We start from the raw sequence: 15,529 nt of genomic DNA on the forward strand, positions 1-15,529 counted from the left end.
GCCCGAGGGCCGGTCAGTACTTGTAGGTGAGGCCCACGCTGATCAGGCGCGAGTCGGCCTTCTCGCCTTCGTACTCGAAACGCGTGAAGTCGACGCCGGCGTCGATGGTCAGGCCGCGGGCCACGTTGAACCCGACTGCGAAGCCGAAGTACGGGACGGTGTTGGTTTCGGAGTCCGAGCCGGAGAAGAACCCGTTGCTCGCGGTGATCTTCGCGGTGTTCGATGCGATGCCCAGGCGCGCGGTGCCGGAGATCAGCGTGGTGAACTGGGCCGAGCCGGCCAGGCCGATGCCGGCGCCGGAACCCTTGAACTTGGCGCGGAGCGGGCCGTCCGTGAGCGTGGCTTCGCCATGGTCGAAGTACATGCCTTCGACGGCGAGGCCGTTGCCGAAGCCATAGCCGATGAAGAACTTGTAGCCGACGTCGCTGTTGTCGCAGCTGGCGCCGCCGCAGTCGGCGTCGACATGGGACGGGCCGAAGGCGCCGCCGACGTATCCCTGGGCGAGTGCTCCTCCGCTGACCAGGAGTGCCGCGCTGGCGGCCACGGCCGTCATGATGATCTTTTTCATGGTGTGAATGTCTTTGAGTTGGTGTTGTGGGTGAGCGGTACTTCACCGTGCTCCCCCCGCACGGCGCGGCGAGTGTATTTCGCAGCGGACACACTCCTGGCCATCGCGTGGCGGCTGCACCACAGGAGGGTGTGCACGATCCAACGGTGTCGGACGGCAGCCCGTCTCGGGAGAGGACCGGAACCGAATCTGCGCCCCGGAGTCGACCGGAATGCGCCGGACGCGTTACAACAGTACGTGTGCGGTACGAGCCGCCCCCCCGGAGAGCACCATGAACATTCGCCCGATCGCCGCTGTCGCCACCCTGTCCGCCGCCCTGGCCGGCTGCGGCGTCGCCCCCCTCGATGCCCAGTGGAAGGACCCGGCCACCCCGGCCGAATCCCTGCGGGGCAGCACCGTTCTGGTCGTCTGCGAGGCCGAGGAACTGGTCGTGCGGCAGATGTGCCAGGACAAGGTGGCCGCGGAGCTGCGCACCTATGGCGCGAACACCGCGCTGCTGCCGAACAACGTCGACGCGTCGCCGGTTCGCCTGACCGACGAGGCCCGGGCCGTGAAGGCCCGGGTGATCTTCAACACCAAGGTGAGCCCCGATTACCAGCGGTACGGCAGCAGCTCGGGCGTGACCGTGGGCTTCGGCGTGGGCTCGGGCGGCTACTACGGCCGCGGCGGTGGCTTCGGCGGGGTGGGCATCTCGGCCCCGATCGGCGGGTCCCGCATGACCTACGGCTACGTGGCCAACGCGAGCCTGAGCGACGTGGGCAGCGGCCGGCTGCTGTGGACCGGCAAGGCGAGCACCCGCGACTCCACCGACCTCAACTGGCAGCTCGATTCGCTGACCAAGGCCGTGGTGGGCGGGGTGCAGCAGGCCGGCTACTTCTGAGGGCGGACGCACCTCTTCCGCCGGCCTGAAGGACGGCGGGACCATCCCCGGGGAGGTTTACTCCCCGTCGATCAGCTGGGACACACCCTGCGTGCGGGCCAGCCACAGGTACGCGGCCGCGTCGGCGTCGAGTTCGCGGTAGCCCGTGGTGGTGGCCAGCTCGGCGGCGATGTCGTCGGCGCGGATGCCCGCGAGCCCGGGATCGAGCTCCACGAGCGTCTGCGCGCACAGCAGCCGCCACACCTGGCCGTCGGGTGAATCGGTGGCGGGGTCGATGGGCAGACCCGCCGCGATGTCGATGATGTCGTCGTTGGTCATCTCTGTGACGCTCCCTGGTCTGACCTCCGATTTATAGGACAAATTCGCGGGCGCGTTGTGCGTGGGGCGATGAGCGGACGGCGGCGGGTGACGGGTGGCGCGCGGCGCCGCCATCTGCCCATCTGCGTTTCCCGAGGACCGGTCGGTGGTTCGCGTCGTTTCCAGGGGCCCCCCCTGGCTGGCACACTGCGCTCTTGCCGCCTCGCCGAGGCGCACCGGAGGCCCGTGCCCCATGAGCTTCGTGATCCCCCTGAATCCGCAGGCCGCCTCGGCCGAAACCATGGCGGACCGCCTGGCCCTCCGCCTCGCCACGACCGCCGTGGCCCGCGACCAGGCCGGCGGCCACGCCGCCGAGGAGCGGCAATGGATCCGCGACAGCGGGTTGCTGAGCCTCACCATCCCCGCGGCCCACGGGGGGCAGGGCGCCGACTGGCCCACCTTCTATCGCACGCTGCGGCGGCTTGCCGAGGCGGACAGCGCGCTGGCCCACGTCTACGGCTTCCACCACCTGCAACTCGCGAGCGTCCAGCTCTACGGCTCGCCGGAACAGCATGCCCGCTACCTGCGCGGCACCATCGAACACGGCTGGTTCTGGGGCAACGCACTCAACCCGCTGGACAAGCGCCTCGTGGCGACGGAAGTCGACGGCGGCTACCGCCTCGACGGTCTCAAGGGGTTCGCATCGGGGGCGCTGGGGTCGGACCAACTGGTGGTGTCCGCGTGGCTGCCCGACCGCGAAGCGCTGCTCGTCGGCGTGGTGCCCACGGGGCGCGACGGTGTCGCGGTGCAGGGCGATTGGGACGCGTTCGGCCAGCGTCAGACCGACAGCGGCACCGTCACGTTCGACCAGGTGGCGCTCGCGCACGCCGAGGTGCTTCAGGCGCCGGGCACGGTGCCCACACCGCAGGCCACGCTGCGCTCGCAGCTCGCGCAGCTGATTCTCGTGAACCTCTACACCGGCATCGCGCGGGGCGCGTTCGATGCGGCCCGCCGCTACACGGTGGAGGAGTCGCGCCCGTGGTTCGCCTCCGGCGTGTCGCGGGCCGCCGACGACCCGTTCGTGCAGCACCGCTACGGCGACCTGTGGCTCAAGGTTCGACCGGCGATCGTCCTCGCCGACGACGCCGCGCAGCGGCTCGATCAGGCTTTCCGGCGCGGTGCCGCGCTGACGGCAGCGGATCGCGGCGAGGTGGCGTTGGCCGTGGCCGAGGCGAAGGTGCTGGCGCACCGCGCCGCGATCGAGGTCAGCTCGCAGCTGTTCGAGTTGACGGGGGCGCGGTCCACCTCGACCCGGCTCGGCCTCGACCGCTTCTGGCGCAACGCCCGCGTGCACACCCTGCACGACCCGGTGGACTACAAGCTGCGCACCCTCGGCCGGCACGCGCTGCTGGGCGAACTGCCCGAACCCACCGCCTATTCGTGACCGCGGAGGGCGTCAGCCCTTGAACCCGCCGCTGTCGAGGTAGTGCTGCTCCTCCGGCGTCGTGGTGCGACCCAGCAGCGCGTTGCGGTGCGGGAAGCGCCCGAAGCGTTCGATGGCCTCGAGGTGGATGCGGGCGTAGTCGAGCGTGCCGCCGCCGATCGGCGTCGAGAGCGTGACGCAGCGTTGCTGGTCCAACAGGCGCTCCGAGTGCATGAACGGCATGTAGAAGAACGCACGCAGCGCCGGGTCGACCGCCAGGTCGAACCCGGCGTGGATCGCCTTGTCCGCGATGGCGACCGCCTGGGGATCGGTGGCGAACATGCGCGGGCTGTTGCGGAAGGCGTTGCGCGGGAACTGGTCCAGCAGGATCAGCAGCGCGAGCGCGCCGTCGGCCGTGTCCGCCCAGTCCGCGAGCGCGCCCGACGCGGCTGCCTCGTGCGCGGCCTCGAAGCGTTGGCGGAACGCGGTGTCGAAGGCGTCGTCCTTGCGGAACCAGCGGCCCGGGCCGGCCTCGCGCCAGAAGGTGATGACGTCCGATGCGGTGGTGTCCATGCGCTTTTCCTGAATGCAAACCCGAAACGATTCGTTGGCCGATGAAGCCGTGCTGCGTACTGTGCCACGCGTTGCCGATCTTCCGGCACGCCTGATTCCCAGCCATCACTCCATCGAGGACCCATGACACATTCCCTCCTGTCCCGCCGCGGCCTGATCGGCCTCGCGCTCTCCCTCGCCGCCACCGGTGCGGCCTACGCGCAAGCCAACACGCTGCGCATCGGCTATCAGAAGTCGGCGAGCCTCTTCGTGCTGCAGAAGGCGCAGGGCACGCTCGAGAAGCGGTTGCAGCCGCTGGGCGTGGGTGTGAAGTGGGTCGAGTTCCCGGCCGGCCCGCAACTGCTCGAAGGCCTGAACGTGGGCGCGGTGGACGTGGGCTACGTGGGCGAGGCGCCGCCGATCTTCGGGCAGGCCGCGGGTGCCAAGTTCGCGTACATCGGGCACGACCCGGCGGCGCCCACGGCCGAAGCCATCCTCGTGTCGAAGGACTCGCCCATCAAGTCGGTCGCCGAGCTGAAGGGCCGGAAGGTCGCGCTCAACAAGGGCTCGAACGTGCACTACCTGCTCGTGAAGCTGCTCGAGAAGAACGGCCTCAAGTTCAGCGACGTGCAGGCCGTGTACCTGCCGCCGGCCGACGCACGTGCCGCGTTCGAGAGCAAGGCGGTGGATGCCTGGGTGATCTGGGACCCGTTCCAGGCCGCCGCCGAGAAGGCGACCGGCGCGCGCGTGCTCGCCGACGGCACGGCCCTCGTCAACAACTACCAGTACTACCTGGGCGAACGCGAGTACGTGGGCAAGAACCCGAAGGTGATCCAGGCGCTGTTCGACGACGCCGTGGCGCAGGGCCGCTGGCTCAAGGCGAACCTGAAGCAGGCCGCCGAGATCATCGCACCGCTGCAGGGCCTGCCGGTCGACGTGGTGGAGCTGAGCCTGCGCCGCTACGAATTCGACGTGAAGCCGGTGACGGACACGGTGATCGCGCAACAGCAGCAGATCGCGGACACGTTCTTCGAATTGAAGCTGATCCCGAAGGCCATCGTCGTGCGTGAAGCCGCCTGGACGGCGACGCGCTGATCGAACGCACGCCCGACCTTCGTCGGAATCTGCCGAAGCAAAGGCGATTTGCTTCGTTTCCAGCAGGTCGGGGGCTGCGTACCGTCACGACTTCGACAACAAGCGAGGAAGGCGTGTCCACGACCTTCCTCCAGGACGCCCCATGAAGATCCTCTGGTTCATCCCCACCCACGGCGACTCGCGCTACCTCGGCACCAGCAAGGGCGCCCGTGTGGCCACGCTCGACTACTTCAAGCAGGTGGCCATCGCCGCCGACAGCCTCGGCTACGAAGGCGTGCTGCTGCCCACGGGCCGCTCGTGCGAGGACTCCTGGATCGTCGCGTCGGCGCTGATCGAGGCCACGCGCAACCTCAAGTTCCTGGTGGCGCTGCGCCCGGGCCTCGTGCAGCCGTCGCAGTCGGCGCGCATGGCCGCCACCTTCGACCGCATGTCGAACGGCCGCCTGCTCGTGAACCTCGTGACCGGTGGTGACGCCGAGGAGCTCGAGGGCGACGGCCTGTTCCTGCCGCACTCGGAGCGCTACGAGCTGTCGCGCGACTTCCTGACGATCTGGCGCGAGGTGCTCGCGAAGAGCCACGATGCCGAGCCGTTCACGTACGAGGGCAAGCACCTGCAGGTGAAGAACAGCAAGGTGCTGTACCCGCCGGTCAACAAGCCGTACCCGCCGATCTTCTTCGGCGGTTCGTCGGAGGAGGCGCACGACCTCGCGGCCGAACAGCTCGACACCTACCTGACCTGGGGCGAGGCGCCCGAGGCCGTGGCCGCGAAGGTGGCCGACATCCGGGCCCGCGCCGCCAAGCACGGCCGCACGCTCGAGTTCGGCATCCGCCTGCACGTGATCGTGCGCGAGACCGAGGACGAGGCCTGGCGCGCCGCGGGCGAGCTGGTCTCGCACCTCGACGAGGCCACCATCGCCGCCGCGCAGAAGAAGTTCGCGCAGATGGACTCGGTGGGCCAGCGCCGCATGGCCGAGTTGAACAAGGGCAAGTTCAACAAGAACGACATCCGCGAAGGCCTCGAGGTGTCGCCGAACCTGTGGGCCGGCGTGGGCCTCGTGCGGGGCGGCGCCGGCACGGCGCTCGTGGGCAACCCGCAGCAGGTGGCCGACCGCATCAAGGAATACGCCGACCTCGGTCTCGAGTACTTCATCCTGTCGGGCTACCCGCACCTGGAGGAAGCGCACCGCTTCGCCGAACTCGTGTTCCCGCTGCTGCCGCTGAACGTGCGCGAGAAGCTGTCGGCCCAGGCGCTCACCGGGCCGTTCGGCGAGATCGTCGCGAACACCTACGTGCCCAAGGTCTCGCAGAGCTGAGGACCGCACCCAGATGAGCGCTCACCTGCCGGACCGTGTCCAGGGCGTGGACCACATCCAGCTGCCGATCCCGGTCGGCGCCTTGCCGAAGGCGAGGGCGTTCTACGAGACGCTGCTCGGCCTGAAGGAGGTGCGCGACCCGCTGCTCGACCGGCCGGGCAGCCTGCACTTCTCGCTGGGCTGGCAGCGCCTGGACCTGCGCGAGGGCGCCTACACGGGCGTCGCGCCGCAGGCGCACCTCGGGCTGCGGGTGCATGCGCTCGACGCGCTGGTCGAGAAACTGCGCGCCGCGGGCCACCCCGTGCAGGTGGCGCCGCTGCCCACGGGCGAGGCCCGCGTCTTCGTCGAGGACCCCTTCGGCAACCGGCTCGAACTGCACGAGCCGTCCCACCACCACATCGATTCCCCGCGAGGTCACCGTGTCACGGACATCCAGCTCTCCGTCTGAGCGCTTCTTCTCCCGCCCCTGGATCCAGGCCTCGCTGCCGTGGGTCTTTCCCGTCTTCGTGCTGGCCGCCTGGCAGGTCTCGTCGCAGGCCGGCTGGCTCTCCACACGCGTGCTGCCCGAGCCGTGGGCCGTCGTGAAGGCCTTCTGGGCGCTCACCGTCTCGGGTGAGATCTGGACGCACGTGGCGACGAGCACATGGCGCGCGCTGGTGGGCTTCGCGATCGGCGGCGGGCTGGGCCTCGCACTGGGCCTGGTGACGGGGACCTTCCGTTCGGCCGAGACGCTGCTCGACTCCACGCTGCAGATGATCCGCAACATCCCGGCGCTGGCGCTGATCCCGCTCGTGATCCTGTGGTTCGGCATCGACGAGACGGCCAAGCTGTTCCTCGTCGCGCTGGGCGTGTTCTTCCCCGTGTACCTCAACACGTTCCACGGCATCCGCTCGGTGGACAAGGGCCTGATCGAGATGGCGCGCAGCTACGGGCTGTCGGGCTGGCCGCTGTACCGGCAGGTGATCCTGCCCGGGGCGATGGCCTCCATCCTCGTCGGCGTGCGCTTCTCGCTCGGGCTGATGTGGGTGCTGCTGATCGTCGCCGAGACCATCTCGGCCCAGGCCGGTATCGGCTACATGACGATGAACGCCCGCGAGTTCCTGCAGACCGACGTGGTGCTGGTGGGCATCCTCCTCTACGCGTTGCTGGGCAAGCTCGCCGACGTGGCCGCGAAGGGCCTCGAACGCTGGTGGCTGCGCTGGCACCCCGGCTACCAGCCGCAACCCAGGACCTGAGCGAGACGACGAGATGAGCCAGCAAGACCTCCAGATCAACGGTGGCGCCATCGCCGCCTACGCGCCGCTGCAAGGCCGCAGCCAACCCATCGCCCGAGCTCCGGCCACGAGCCGGCCGCACGGCGCGGCCGTGAACGCGAAGGGCATCGTCAAGCGCTACGGCGACCGCGACGTGCTGCAGAACGTCGACCTGCGCATCGAGCCGGGCGAGTTCGTGTCGATCGTGGGCCGCAGCGGCTGCGGCAAGAGCACGCTGCTGCGCCTGCTCGCCGGCCTCGAGACGGCGACGTCCGGGCAGATCACGCTCGACGGCGACGATGCGCAACTGCACCGCCAGGACATCCGCATCATGTTCCAGGATGCGCGCCTGCTGCCGTGGAAACGCGTGCTCGACAACGTGGCGCTGGGGCTGAGCGGTGCCGAGGGGCGCGAACGTGCCGCCGAGGCGCTGGCCCAGGTGGGGCTGGCCGACCGCGCGAAGGAGTGGCCGGCCGTGCTGTCGGGCGGCCAGCGGCAGCGGGTGGCACTCGCGCGCGCGCTGGTGCATGCGCCGCGCCTGCTGCTGCTCGACGAGCCGCTGGGCGCGCTCGACGCGCTGACCCGCATCGAGATGCACCGCCTGATCGAGAGCCTGTGGCAGCGCCACGGCTTCACCGCGCTGCTGGTGACGCACGACGTGGCCGAGTCCGTGGCCCTGGCCGACCGCGTGGTGCTGATCGAGGACCACCGGATCGCGCTCGACCAGCGCGTCGACCTGCCGCGCCCGCGTCACCGCAACCCGGCGTTCGCGGCCTATGAGGAGCAGATCCTGAACCGCGTGCTGCAGCAGCCCGAGGGGGAGGTCGCGCCGGACTGGGTGCCGGAAACCACCGCGGCGCACGCGCTTCGCTGGGCGGTCTGAGGGGGCGGGCGTCACCTGACGCCCGGTTTACTCAGTTTTCGAATAAACATCGGTCGTTTGATTCGTTCTCCAAACTCCTGACGGTTTCTAGCATGCGAAGCATCCGGACGACGTGTCCGCCGAACCCCGAAGAAAGAGAACTTCCATGCGCCACCGCCTGCGTCACCTGATCGCCGCCACCGCCCTCACGCTCGTCGCCGGCGCCGCCCTCGCCAAGGACATCTCGCTCCTGAACGTCTCGTACGACCCCACCCGCGAGCTGTACGTCGAGTACAACGCCGCGTTCGCGAAGTACTGGAAGGCCAAGACCGGGGACAACGTGACCGTGAAGCAGTCGCACGGCGGTTCGGGCAAGCAGGCCCGTTCGGTGATCGACGGCATCGACGCCGATGTGACCACGCTGGCCCTGGCCTACGACATCGACGAGATCTCGGAGAAGGCCAAGCTGATCACGCCCGACTGGCAGAAGCGCCTGAAGCACAACAGCTCGCCGTACACCTCGACCTACATCTTCCTCGTGCGCAAGGGCAACCCGAAGGGCATCAAGGACTGGGGCGACCTGGTCAAGCCGGGCGTGTCGGTGATCACCGCCAACCCGAAGACGTCCGGTGGCGCGCGCTGGGGCTACCTCGCGGCCTACGGCTACGCACTGCGCCAGCCGGGCGGCAACGACACCAAGGCCAAGGAGTTCGTGTCGAACCTCTTCAAGAACGTGCCGGTGCTGGACTCGGGCGCCCGCGGCTCGACCGTGACCTTCGCCGAACGCGGCATCGGCGACGTGCTGCTGGCCTGGGAGAACGAGGCCCACCTGTCGATCAAGGAGTTCGGCGACGGCAAGTTCGACATCGTCTACCCGCCCAGCAGCATCCTGGCCGAGCCGCCCGTGACGGTGGTCGACAAGGTCGTCGACAAGCGTGGCACGCGTGACGTGGCCAACGCCTACCTCGAGTACCTCTACAGCGCCGAAGGCCAGGAGATCGCCGCGAAGAACTTCTACCGCCCGATCGACGAGAAGGTCGCCGCCAAGTACGCGAAGAACTTCCCGAAGGTGAACCTCTTCACCATCGACGAGGTGTTCGGCGGCTGGACCAAGGCCCAGAAGACGCACTTCGCCGACGGCGGCGTGTTCGACCAGATCTACACGAAGAAGTGATGGACCACCGGCCGGGGTCCGCGGGAGCGGGCGCCGGCCGGCCGCACCTGCTGCACCAAAGGGCAGGTCGACGAACGGGCGGGGCCGTGCGCACAATCACGGTGCCCGTTCCAAGCAGTAGAAGGCCGAGGGAGTTTCCGGGCTGGGAGAGCCGGACCGGGTCAGGCCGCGGGCGCACACGAACCGCCGGACATCGCACACGACGCGATGGACCGGTGCTCCAATCAGGAGATTTCGATGAACGTCCGCTTCACCCCGCTCGCCGCCATCCTGCTCGCCTCGCTGCTCACGGCCTGCAGCACCACCGAATACATCATGAGCACCACCGAGGGGCGCCTCATCGTCAGCTCGGGCCGCCCGGACCTCGACGAGAAGACCGGCACCTACACCTACAAGGACGCCAACGGCAAGGAAGCCACGATCCCGAAGGCGGCGGTCGTGCAGATCATGGAGCGTTGACCCGCCCCGACGGGCCGCCGCCATGTTCCGTGTCCTGCTGGCGGCCTGCGTGCTGACGGGTCTCGTGGGCTGCGCGCAGCTGCCGCCGCTGGACCCGCGGCCCGAGTCGACCGCGCTGACCGGCACCGACGACACGCGGCTCGGCCGCGCCGTGGCGCCGGCCGCCGCGGCCCACCCCGGGCTGACGGGCATCCACCCGCTCAACGATCCCCGGGACGCTTTTGCCGCCCGCGTGCTGCTGGCGGACGTGGCCGAGCGGTCCCTCGACGTCCAGTACTACATCTGGCACCGGGACCTGTCCGGCCTGCTGCTGTTCGCCGCGCTGAAGGACGCCGCCGACCGGGGCGTGCGCGTGCGGCTGCTGCTCGACGACAACAACACGTCCGGCCTCGACCCCGCGATCGCGGCGCTCGATGCCCATCCGGACATCGAAGTGCGCCTGTTCAACCCGTTCCCGCTGCGCGGGGCGCGGATGCTGGGCTACCTCACCGACTTCTCGCGCCTGAACCGGCGCATGCACAACAAGTCGTTCACGGCGGACAACCAGGTCACCATCGTCGGCGGCCGCAACGTGGGCGACGAATACTTCGGCGCGACCGACGGCACGGTGTTCTCCGACCTCGACGTGGTCGCCGCGGGCCCCGCGGTGCAGGAGGTGTCGAAGGAGTTCGACCGCTACTGGGCCAGCGAGTCGGCGTACCCCGCGTCGCGTCTGGTGCCGCCGGCCGACGCCGCCGCCCGGGCCGCCTTCGCCGAGGAACTGGCTCGGCACCGGGCGGCGCCCGAGACCGCGGGCTACGTGGCGGCGGTGCGCGAGAGCGACATCGTGCAGGCCTTGCTGGCCGGCCGCCTGTCCCAGGAGTGGGCCGCCACGCAGCTGGTGAGCGACGACCCGGCCAAGGGCCTGGACCGTGCCGACGCGAAGGGCCTGCTGACCCACCAGGTGGGCGTCATCTTCGGCTCGCCCACCTCGCGGGTCGACCTCGTCTCGCCATACTTCGTGCCCGAGCAGACGGGGGTGGACCTCTTCACCGGCATGCAGGCGCGGGGCGTGAAGGTGCGCATCCTGACGAACGCGCTGGAGTCGAACGACGTGGCGCCGGTGCACGCGGGCTACGCCAAGTGGCGCAAGCCGCTGCTGGCCGCGGGCGTGCAGCTGTTCGAGCTGAAGCGCCAGTCCGACCTGCCGAAGAAGAAAAAGAAGGACAAGGGCCCGGAGAAGGGCAACGGCATGACCGGCAGCTCGGCCTCGAGCCTGCACGCGAAAACCTTCGCCGCGGACGGCCGGCGCGCTTTCGTCGGGTCGTTCAACTTCGACCCCCGCTCGGCCCGGCTGAACACCGAGCTGGGCCTGATCATCGACAGCCCGACGCTCGCCGGGGCCATCGGCACGGTGTTCGACGAGGACGTGCCGCTGCTTGCCTACGAGGTGAAGCTGGACGACGCGGGCGACCTGGTGTGGATCGAACGGTCCGAGGGGGGGGCACCGGTCGAGTACACGAAGGAGCCCAACACCGGGATCTTCAAGCGGGCGCTGATCACGGTGTTGTCCGTGCTGCCCATCGACTGGCTGCTCTGAACCGAACTGAACGACTTGCTTATTCGTTTTTCGACTAAGCAACTGGAAATCCCGTCGTTTACGTATGTTACGGGGGCGCTTAGGATGCCTGTTGTTTTTCCAACAGGCCCTTCTTGCCCATGAAAACTGCCGCCGTTACCCGCCGCGCCGCCCTGGCCGCCGTCGCCTCCTCGCTGCTGATCGGTGCCGCGCCGGCCGCCCTGGCCGCCGGCCCCACGCTGCTGAACGTCAGCTACGACGTGGCCCGCGAGTTCTACAAGAACTACAACCCGGTGTTCATCGCCTACTGGAAGAAGACCTCCGGCGAGGACATCACGATCAACCAGTCCCACGGCGGCTCCAGCAAGCAGGCCCGCAGCGTGGCCGACGGCCTCGAGGCCGACGTGATCACGATGAACCAGGCCAACGACATCGACTTCCTGCACACGCAGGGCAACCTCGTGCCGGCCGACTGGGCCAAGCGCCTGCCGAACAACAGTGCGCCCAGCACGTCGACCTCGGTCATCCTGGTCCGCAAGGGCAACCCGAAGGGCATCAAGGAATGGGCCGACCTCGGCAAGCCGGGCGTGTCGGTCGTGATCCCGAACCCCAAGGTCACCGGCAACGGCCGCTACACCTACCTCGCGGCCTGGGGCTCCGTGATCAAGAGCGGCGGTGATGCCGCGAAGGCCAAGGACACCGTGACGAAGATCTTCGCGAACGTGCCGGTGTTCGACGGCGGCGGCCGCGCCGCCACCACCACGTTCGCCCAGCGCAACATCGGCGACGCGCTCGCCACGTTCGAGAGCGAAGTGCCCCTGATCCTGCGCGAGTTCGGCGGCGACTTCGACGTCGTCTACCCGAGCACCAGCATCCTGGCCGAGAACCCGGTGTCGGTGATCGACAAGGTGGTGGACCGCAAGGGCACCCGCAAGCAGGCCGAGGCCTACCTGAAGTACCTGTGGTCCGACGAAGGCCAGGAGATCGTCGCGCAGCACAACCTGCGCCCGCGTTCGGAGAAGGTGCTCGCCAAGTACGCGAAGCAGTTCCCGAAGATCAACCTGTTCACGGTCGACGAGGTGTTCGGCGGCTGGACCAAGGCCCAGAAGGACCACTTCGACGACGGCGGCACCTACGACCAGGTGATCGCGGCCGCGAAGAAGCGCTGACCTCCGCCTCCCGGGCCGCCCGCGGCCCGGGATTCCCTCCCGCTCGCGGACCCTTCCTCCCATGTTCCTCTCCCGCACGCTCCTGAAGCGGCACAGCGTGCTCCCGGGCTTCGACCTGGCGCTCGGCTTCACGGTGTTCTACCTGTGTGTCATCGTGCTGATCCCGCTGTCGGCCGCGTTCCTGAAGACGTTCACGCTCACCTGGCCGCAGTTCTGGGACACGGTCACGTCGCCCCGCGTGATGGCGTCGTACCGGCTCACCTTCGGCGCCTCGTTCGCCGCCGCCGTGATGAACGGCTTCTTCGGCCTGATCATCGCGTGGGTGCTCGTGCGCTACGAGTTCTTCGGCAAGCGTTTCGTCGACGCGCTCGTGGACCTGCCGTTCGCGCTGCCCACGGCTGTCGCCGGCATCGCGCTCACCGCGCTCTACGCGGCCAACGGCTGGATCGGGCAGTTCCTCGCGCCGCTCGGCATCAAGGTGTCGTACACGCCCGTCGGCGTGTTCGTGGCGCTGACCTTCATCGGCCTGCCGTTCGTCGTGCGCACGCTGCAACCGGTGCTGGAAGACCTGCAGAAGGAACTCGAGGAGGCCGCGGCCACGCTCGGCGCTTCCCGCTGGCAGACCTTCACCCGCGTGCTGTTCCCGATCATGATGCCGGCGCTGCTGACCGGCTTCGCGCTGGCCTTCGCCCGCGCGCTCGGCGAGTACGGCTCGGTGATCTTCATCGCCGGCAACATGCCGATGGTGTCCGAGATCACGCCGCTGCTGATCATCACGAAGCTCGAGCAGTACGACTACGCGGGCGCCACCGCCATCGCCGTGGTGCTGCTGGTGGTGTCGTTCGTGATGCTGCTGGCCATCAACCTGATCCAGGCCTGGGCGCGCAAGCGCCAGGGGGGCTGATCCCATGACTGCATTGAATTCCTCCACCGCCCCGGTGCCCACCACCACCCCGGGCGGCCAGGTGCGCCGCTCCGCGCTCGCCGCCACCGCCGAACCCGTCTGGGTGCGCTGGGGGCTGATCGCCGTCGCGCTCGTGTTCCTGACGCTGTTCCTGTTCGTGCCGCTCGTCGCGGTGTTCGTCGAGGCCCTGAAGAAGGGCTGGGACGTGTACCTCGCGGCCATCGTCGAACCGGACGCGTGGCACGCCATCAAGCTGACGCTGATCGCCGCCGCCATCTCGGTGCCGCTGAACCTCGTGTTCGGCCTGGCCGCCGCTTGGGCCATCGCGAAGTTCGACTTCCGCGGGAAGAACGTGCTGCTCACGCTGATCGACCTGCCGTTCTCGGTGTCGCCGGTGATCGTGGGCCTGATCTACATGCTCGTGTTCGGCCTGCAGGGCTGGTTCGGCGAGTGGCTGCGCGACCACGACCTGAAGATCGTGTTCGCGGTGCCGGGCATCGTGCTGGCCACCGTGTTCGTCACGTTCCCGTTCATCGCCCGCGAACTGATCCCGCTGATGCAGGCCCAGGGCCAGGAGCAGGAGGAGGCCGCGCGTGTGCTCGGCGCCTCGGGCTGGCAGATGTTCTGGCGTGTCACGCTGCCCAACGTCAAGTGGGCACTGTTGTACGGCGTGATCCTCTGCAACGCCCGCGCGATGGGCGAGTTCGGCGCGGTGTCGGTCGTCTCCGGCCACATCCGCGGGCAGACCAACACGATGCCGCTGCACATCGAGATCCTCTACAACGAATACCAGTTCGCGGCGGCGTTCGCGGTGGCCTCGCTGCTGGCCGGCCTCGCCCTCGTCACCATGGCGCTGAAGTACATCGTCGAGCGCCGCGTCCGGAACGAAGTGCGCCTCGCGAGCGAGAACCAAGGAAACCACTCATGAGCATCCAGATCCGCAACCTCAACAAGCGCTTCGGGGCCACGGTCGTCTGCGACAACCTGAACCTCGACATCCCGTCGGGTGAACTCGTCGCGCTGCTGGGCCCGTCGGGCTCGGGCAAGACCTCGCTGCTGCGCATCATCGCGGGCCTCGAGCGTCCGGACTCGGGTTCGGTGCTGTTCCACGGCGCCGACACCACGCACGACGACGTGCGCGACCGCAACGTCGGCTTCGTGTTCCAGCACTACGCGCTCTTCGCGCACATGAGCATCTTCGAGAACGTCGCGTTCGGCCTGCGCGTGCGGCCGAAGGCCACGCGTCCGAGCGAGGCGAAGATCCGCGAGAAGGTGATGGACCTGCTCAAGCTCGTGCAGCTCGACTGGATCGCCGACCGCTTCCCGCACCAGCTCTCCGGCGGGCAACGCCAGCGCATCGCGCTCGCGCGGGCGCTCGCGGTGGAGCCGAAGGTGCTGCTGCTCGACGAGCCGTTCGGTGCGCTCGACGCGAAGGTGCGCAAGGAACTGCGCCGCTGGCTGCGCCGCCTGCACGACGAGGTGCATGTCACCAGCGTGTTCGTGACCCACGACCAGGACGAGGCCATGGAAGTGGCCGACCGCGTGGTGGTGATGAACAAGGGCCGCATCGAGCAGGACGGCACGCCGGACGAGGTGTACGACCGTCCGGCCACGCCGTTCGTGCTGCAGTTCCTCGGCGACGTGAACCTGTTCCACGGCCGCTTCGGGCACGCCCCGGGCGGCTCGGTGGAGCCGGGCGACGTGAGCTACGTGCGCCCGCACGAGCTCGAGATCCTCGCCGCGCCGCAGGACGGCGCGCTGCCGGTCACGCTGTCGCAGGCGCTCACGGTGGGCCCGCAGACCCGCATCGAGTTCAAGCGGGTGGACGACGGCAGCTACGTCGACGTCGAGATGCCGCGCAGCGAGTACAACGCGTTGCGCGACCGCCTGAACCTCGTCACCGGCAGCCAGGTGCACCTGCTGCCGCGCCGTGTCACGCGGTTCGCGGCGGGGCAGAACCCGGTGGTGGAGCAGGTGGATCCGGCGGCGTTGATCTGACATGCCGGGCCCGCTTCGGCGGGCC

General features: G+C 69.0%; 17 protein-coding genes. 14 read left to right on the forward strand and 3 right to left on the reverse strand.

Translation table 11 applies throughout. From position 1 onward, the window contains the following. Positions 1-13 precede the first annotated feature (13 nt). A complete protein-coding gene (locus A4W93_RS10575) occupies positions 14-568 on the reverse strand; it encodes an outer membrane beta-barrel protein (protein ID WP_085750573.1) in 555 nt (184 codons plus the stop codon). A gap of 271 nt (positions 569-839) precedes the next feature. On the opposite strand from A4W93_RS10575, the gene A4W93_RS10580 reads away from it, so the two are divergent. Beyond that, positions 840-1,448, forward strand: a complete 609-nt coding sequence (locus tag A4W93_RS10580; protein WP_085750574.1) for a hypothetical protein — start codon at positions 840-842, stop codon at positions 1,446-1,448. A 57-nt stretch (positions 1,449-1,505) separates the two neighbouring features. On the opposite strand, the gene A4W93_RS10585 is transcribed toward A4W93_RS10580, so the two are convergent. After that, positions 1,506-1,766, reverse strand: a complete 261-nt coding sequence (locus A4W93_RS10585; RefSeq protein WP_085750575.1) for a hypothetical protein — start codon at positions 1,764-1,766, stop codon at positions 1,506-1,508. 232 nt (positions 1,767-1,998) lie between these two features. On the opposite strand from A4W93_RS10585, the gene A4W93_RS10590 reads away from it, so the two are divergent. Beyond that, entirely contained in the window at positions 1,999-3,189 is a 1,191-nt protein-coding gene (locus A4W93_RS10590) for an acyl-CoA dehydrogenase family protein (protein WP_237357753.1), read from the forward strand. 12 nt (positions 3,190-3,201) lie between these two features. Here the strand turns inward: A4W93_RS10590 and A4W93_RS10595 are convergent, their stop codons facing one another. Next, the gene (locus tag A4W93_RS10595) at positions 3,202-3,741 is read right to left on the reverse strand and encodes a DUF924 family protein (RefSeq protein ID WP_085750576.1); all 540 of its coding nucleotides are present in this window, start codon (positions 3,739-3,741) and stop codon (positions 3,202-3,204) included. A gap of 123 nt (positions 3,742-3,864) precedes the next feature. Here A4W93_RS10595 and A4W93_RS10600 point away from each other — a divergent pair, with 123 nt between their 5' ends. The 12 genes from A4W93_RS10600 (at position 3,865) to A4W93_RS10655 (ending at position 15,504) form a co-directional block, all read left to right on the forward strand. Further along, positions 3,865-4,815: a sulfonate ABC transporter substrate-binding protein gene (locus A4W93_RS10600; RefSeq protein WP_085750577.1), complete on the forward strand. Its 951-nt coding sequence runs from the start codon at positions 3,865-3,867 to the stop codon at positions 4,813-4,815. A gap of 142 nt (positions 4,816-4,957) precedes the next feature. After that, positions 4,958-6,127 (forward strand): FMNH2-dependent alkanesulfonate monooxygenase, encoded by a 1,170-nt coding sequence (gene ssuD, locus A4W93_RS10605; protein WP_085750578.1) that lies wholly within the window; start codon positions 4,958-4,960, stop codon positions 6,125-6,127. A 13-nt stretch (positions 6,128-6,140) separates the two neighbouring features. After that, entirely contained in the window at positions 6,141-6,575 is a 435-nt protein-coding gene (locus tag A4W93_RS10610) for a VOC family protein (RefSeq protein ID WP_085750579.1), read from the forward strand. Between the two features lie 22 nt (positions 6,576-6,597). Beyond that, positions 6,598-7,362: an aliphatic sulfonate ABC transporter permease SsuC gene (gene ssuC, locus A4W93_RS10615; protein WP_407081713.1), complete on the forward strand. Its 765-nt coding sequence runs from the start codon at positions 6,598-6,600 to the stop codon at positions 7,360-7,362. 13 nt (positions 7,363-7,375) lie between these two features. After that, entirely contained in the window at positions 7,376-8,263 is an 888-nt protein-coding gene (locus A4W93_RS10620) for an ATP-binding cassette domain-containing protein (RefSeq protein WP_085750581.1), read from the forward strand. A gap of 145 nt (positions 8,264-8,408) precedes the next feature. Then, entirely contained in the window at positions 8,409-9,416 is a 1,008-nt protein-coding gene (locus tag A4W93_RS10625; protein ID WP_085750582.1) for a sulfate ABC transporter substrate-binding protein, read from the forward strand. A 237-nt stretch (positions 9,417-9,653) separates the two neighbouring features. Next, on the forward strand, positions 9,654-9,875 hold the full coding sequence (locus tag A4W93_RS10630; RefSeq protein WP_085750583.1) for a YgdI/YgdR family lipoprotein: 222 nt from the start codon (positions 9,654-9,656) through the stop codon (positions 9,873-9,875). Positions 9,876-9,897: 22 nt separating this feature from the next. After that, positions 9,898-11,454 carry a phospholipase D family protein gene (locus A4W93_RS10635; protein WP_085750584.1) on the forward strand — a complete coding sequence of 519 codons (1,557 nt, stop codon included), beginning with the start codon at positions 9,898-9,900 and terminating at the stop codon, positions 11,452-11,454. A gap of 119 nt (positions 11,455-11,573) precedes the next feature. After that, positions 11,574-12,602, forward strand: coding sequence for a sulfate ABC transporter substrate-binding protein (locus A4W93_RS10640; RefSeq protein ID WP_085750585.1), 1,029 nt, complete (start codon positions 11,574-11,576; stop codon positions 12,600-12,602). Between the two features lie 61 nt (positions 12,603-12,663). Continuing rightward, positions 12,664-13,506, forward strand: coding sequence for a sulfate ABC transporter permease subunit CysT (gene cysT / locus A4W93_RS10645; protein WP_085750586.1), 843 nt, complete (start codon positions 12,664-12,666; stop codon positions 13,504-13,506). A 4-nt stretch (positions 13,507-13,510) separates the two neighbouring features. After that, positions 13,511-14,434, forward strand: coding sequence for a sulfate ABC transporter permease subunit CysW (cysW, locus tag A4W93_RS10650; protein ID WP_085750587.1), 924 nt, complete (start codon positions 13,511-13,513; stop codon positions 14,432-14,434). Continuing rightward, entirely contained in the window at positions 14,431-15,504 is a 1,074-nt protein-coding gene (locus A4W93_RS10655; protein WP_085750588.1) for a sulfate/molybdate ABC transporter ATP-binding protein, read from the forward strand. Before cysW ends, A4W93_RS10655 begins: the two co-directional genes overlap by 4 nt. Positions 15,505-15,529: the final 25 nt, after the last annotated feature.

Source organism: Piscinibacter gummiphilus (assembly GCF_002116905.1).
Lineage (GTDB): Bacteria > Pseudomonadota > Gammaproteobacteria > Burkholderiales > Burkholderiaceae_C > Rhizobacter > Rhizobacter gummiphilus.

What these genes read in the sequence shown, in the direction of transcription:
- A4W93_RS10575 (WP_085750573.1), bottom strand. Translation starts at nt 568, where the DNA reads ATGAAAAAGATCATCATGACGGCCGTGGCCGCCAGCGCGGCACTCCTG.
- A4W93_RS10580 (WP_085750574.1), top strand. Translation starts at nt 840, where the DNA reads ATGAACATTCGCCCGATCGCCGCTGTCGCCACCCTGTCCGCCGCCCTG.
- A4W93_RS10585 (WP_085750575.1), bottom strand. Translation starts at nt 1,766, where the DNA reads ATGACCAACGACGACATCATCGACATCGCGGCGGGTCTGCCCATCGAC.
- A4W93_RS10590 (WP_237357753.1), top strand. Translation starts at nt 1,999, where the DNA reads ATGAGCTTCGTGATCCCCCTGAATCCGCAGGCCGCCTCGGCCGAAACC.
- A4W93_RS10595 (WP_085750576.1), bottom strand. Translation starts at nt 3,741, where the DNA reads ATGGACACCACCGCATCGGACGTCATCACCTTCTGGCGCGAGGCCGGC.
- A4W93_RS10600 (WP_085750577.1), top strand. Translation starts at nt 3,865, where the DNA reads ATGACACATTCCCTCCTGTCCCGCCGCGGCCTGATCGGCCTCGCGCTC.
- ssuD (WP_085750578.1), top strand. Translation starts at nt 4,958, where the DNA reads ATGAAGATCCTCTGGTTCATCCCCACCCACGGCGACTCGCGCTACCTC.
- A4W93_RS10610 (WP_085750579.1), top strand. Translation starts at nt 6,141, where the DNA reads ATGAGCGCTCACCTGCCGGACCGTGTCCAGGGCGTGGACCACATCCAG.
- A4W93_RS10620 (WP_085750581.1), top strand. Translation starts at nt 7,376, where the DNA reads ATGAGCCAGCAAGACCTCCAGATCAACGGTGGCGCCATCGCCGCCTAC.
- A4W93_RS10625 (WP_085750582.1), top strand. Translation starts at nt 8,409, where the DNA reads ATGCGCCACCGCCTGCGTCACCTGATCGCCGCCACCGCCCTCACGCTC.
- A4W93_RS10630 (WP_085750583.1), top strand. Translation starts at nt 9,654, where the DNA reads ATGAACGTCCGCTTCACCCCGCTCGCCGCCATCCTGCTCGCCTCGCTG.
- A4W93_RS10635 (WP_085750584.1), top strand. Translation starts at nt 9,898, where the DNA reads ATGTTCCGTGTCCTGCTGGCGGCCTGCGTGCTGACGGGTCTCGTGGGC.
- A4W93_RS10640 (WP_085750585.1), top strand. Translation starts at nt 11,574, where the DNA reads ATGAAAACTGCCGCCGTTACCCGCCGCGCCGCCCTGGCCGCCGTCGCC.
- cysT (WP_085750586.1), top strand. Translation starts at nt 12,664, where the DNA reads ATGTTCCTCTCCCGCACGCTCCTGAAGCGGCACAGCGTGCTCCCGGGC.
- cysW (WP_085750587.1), top strand. Translation starts at nt 13,511, where the DNA reads ATGACTGCATTGAATTCCTCCACCGCCCCGGTGCCCACCACCACCCCG.
- A4W93_RS10655 (WP_085750588.1), top strand. Translation starts at nt 14,431, where the DNA reads ATGAGCATCCAGATCCGCAACCTCAACAAGCGCTTCGGGGCCACGGTC.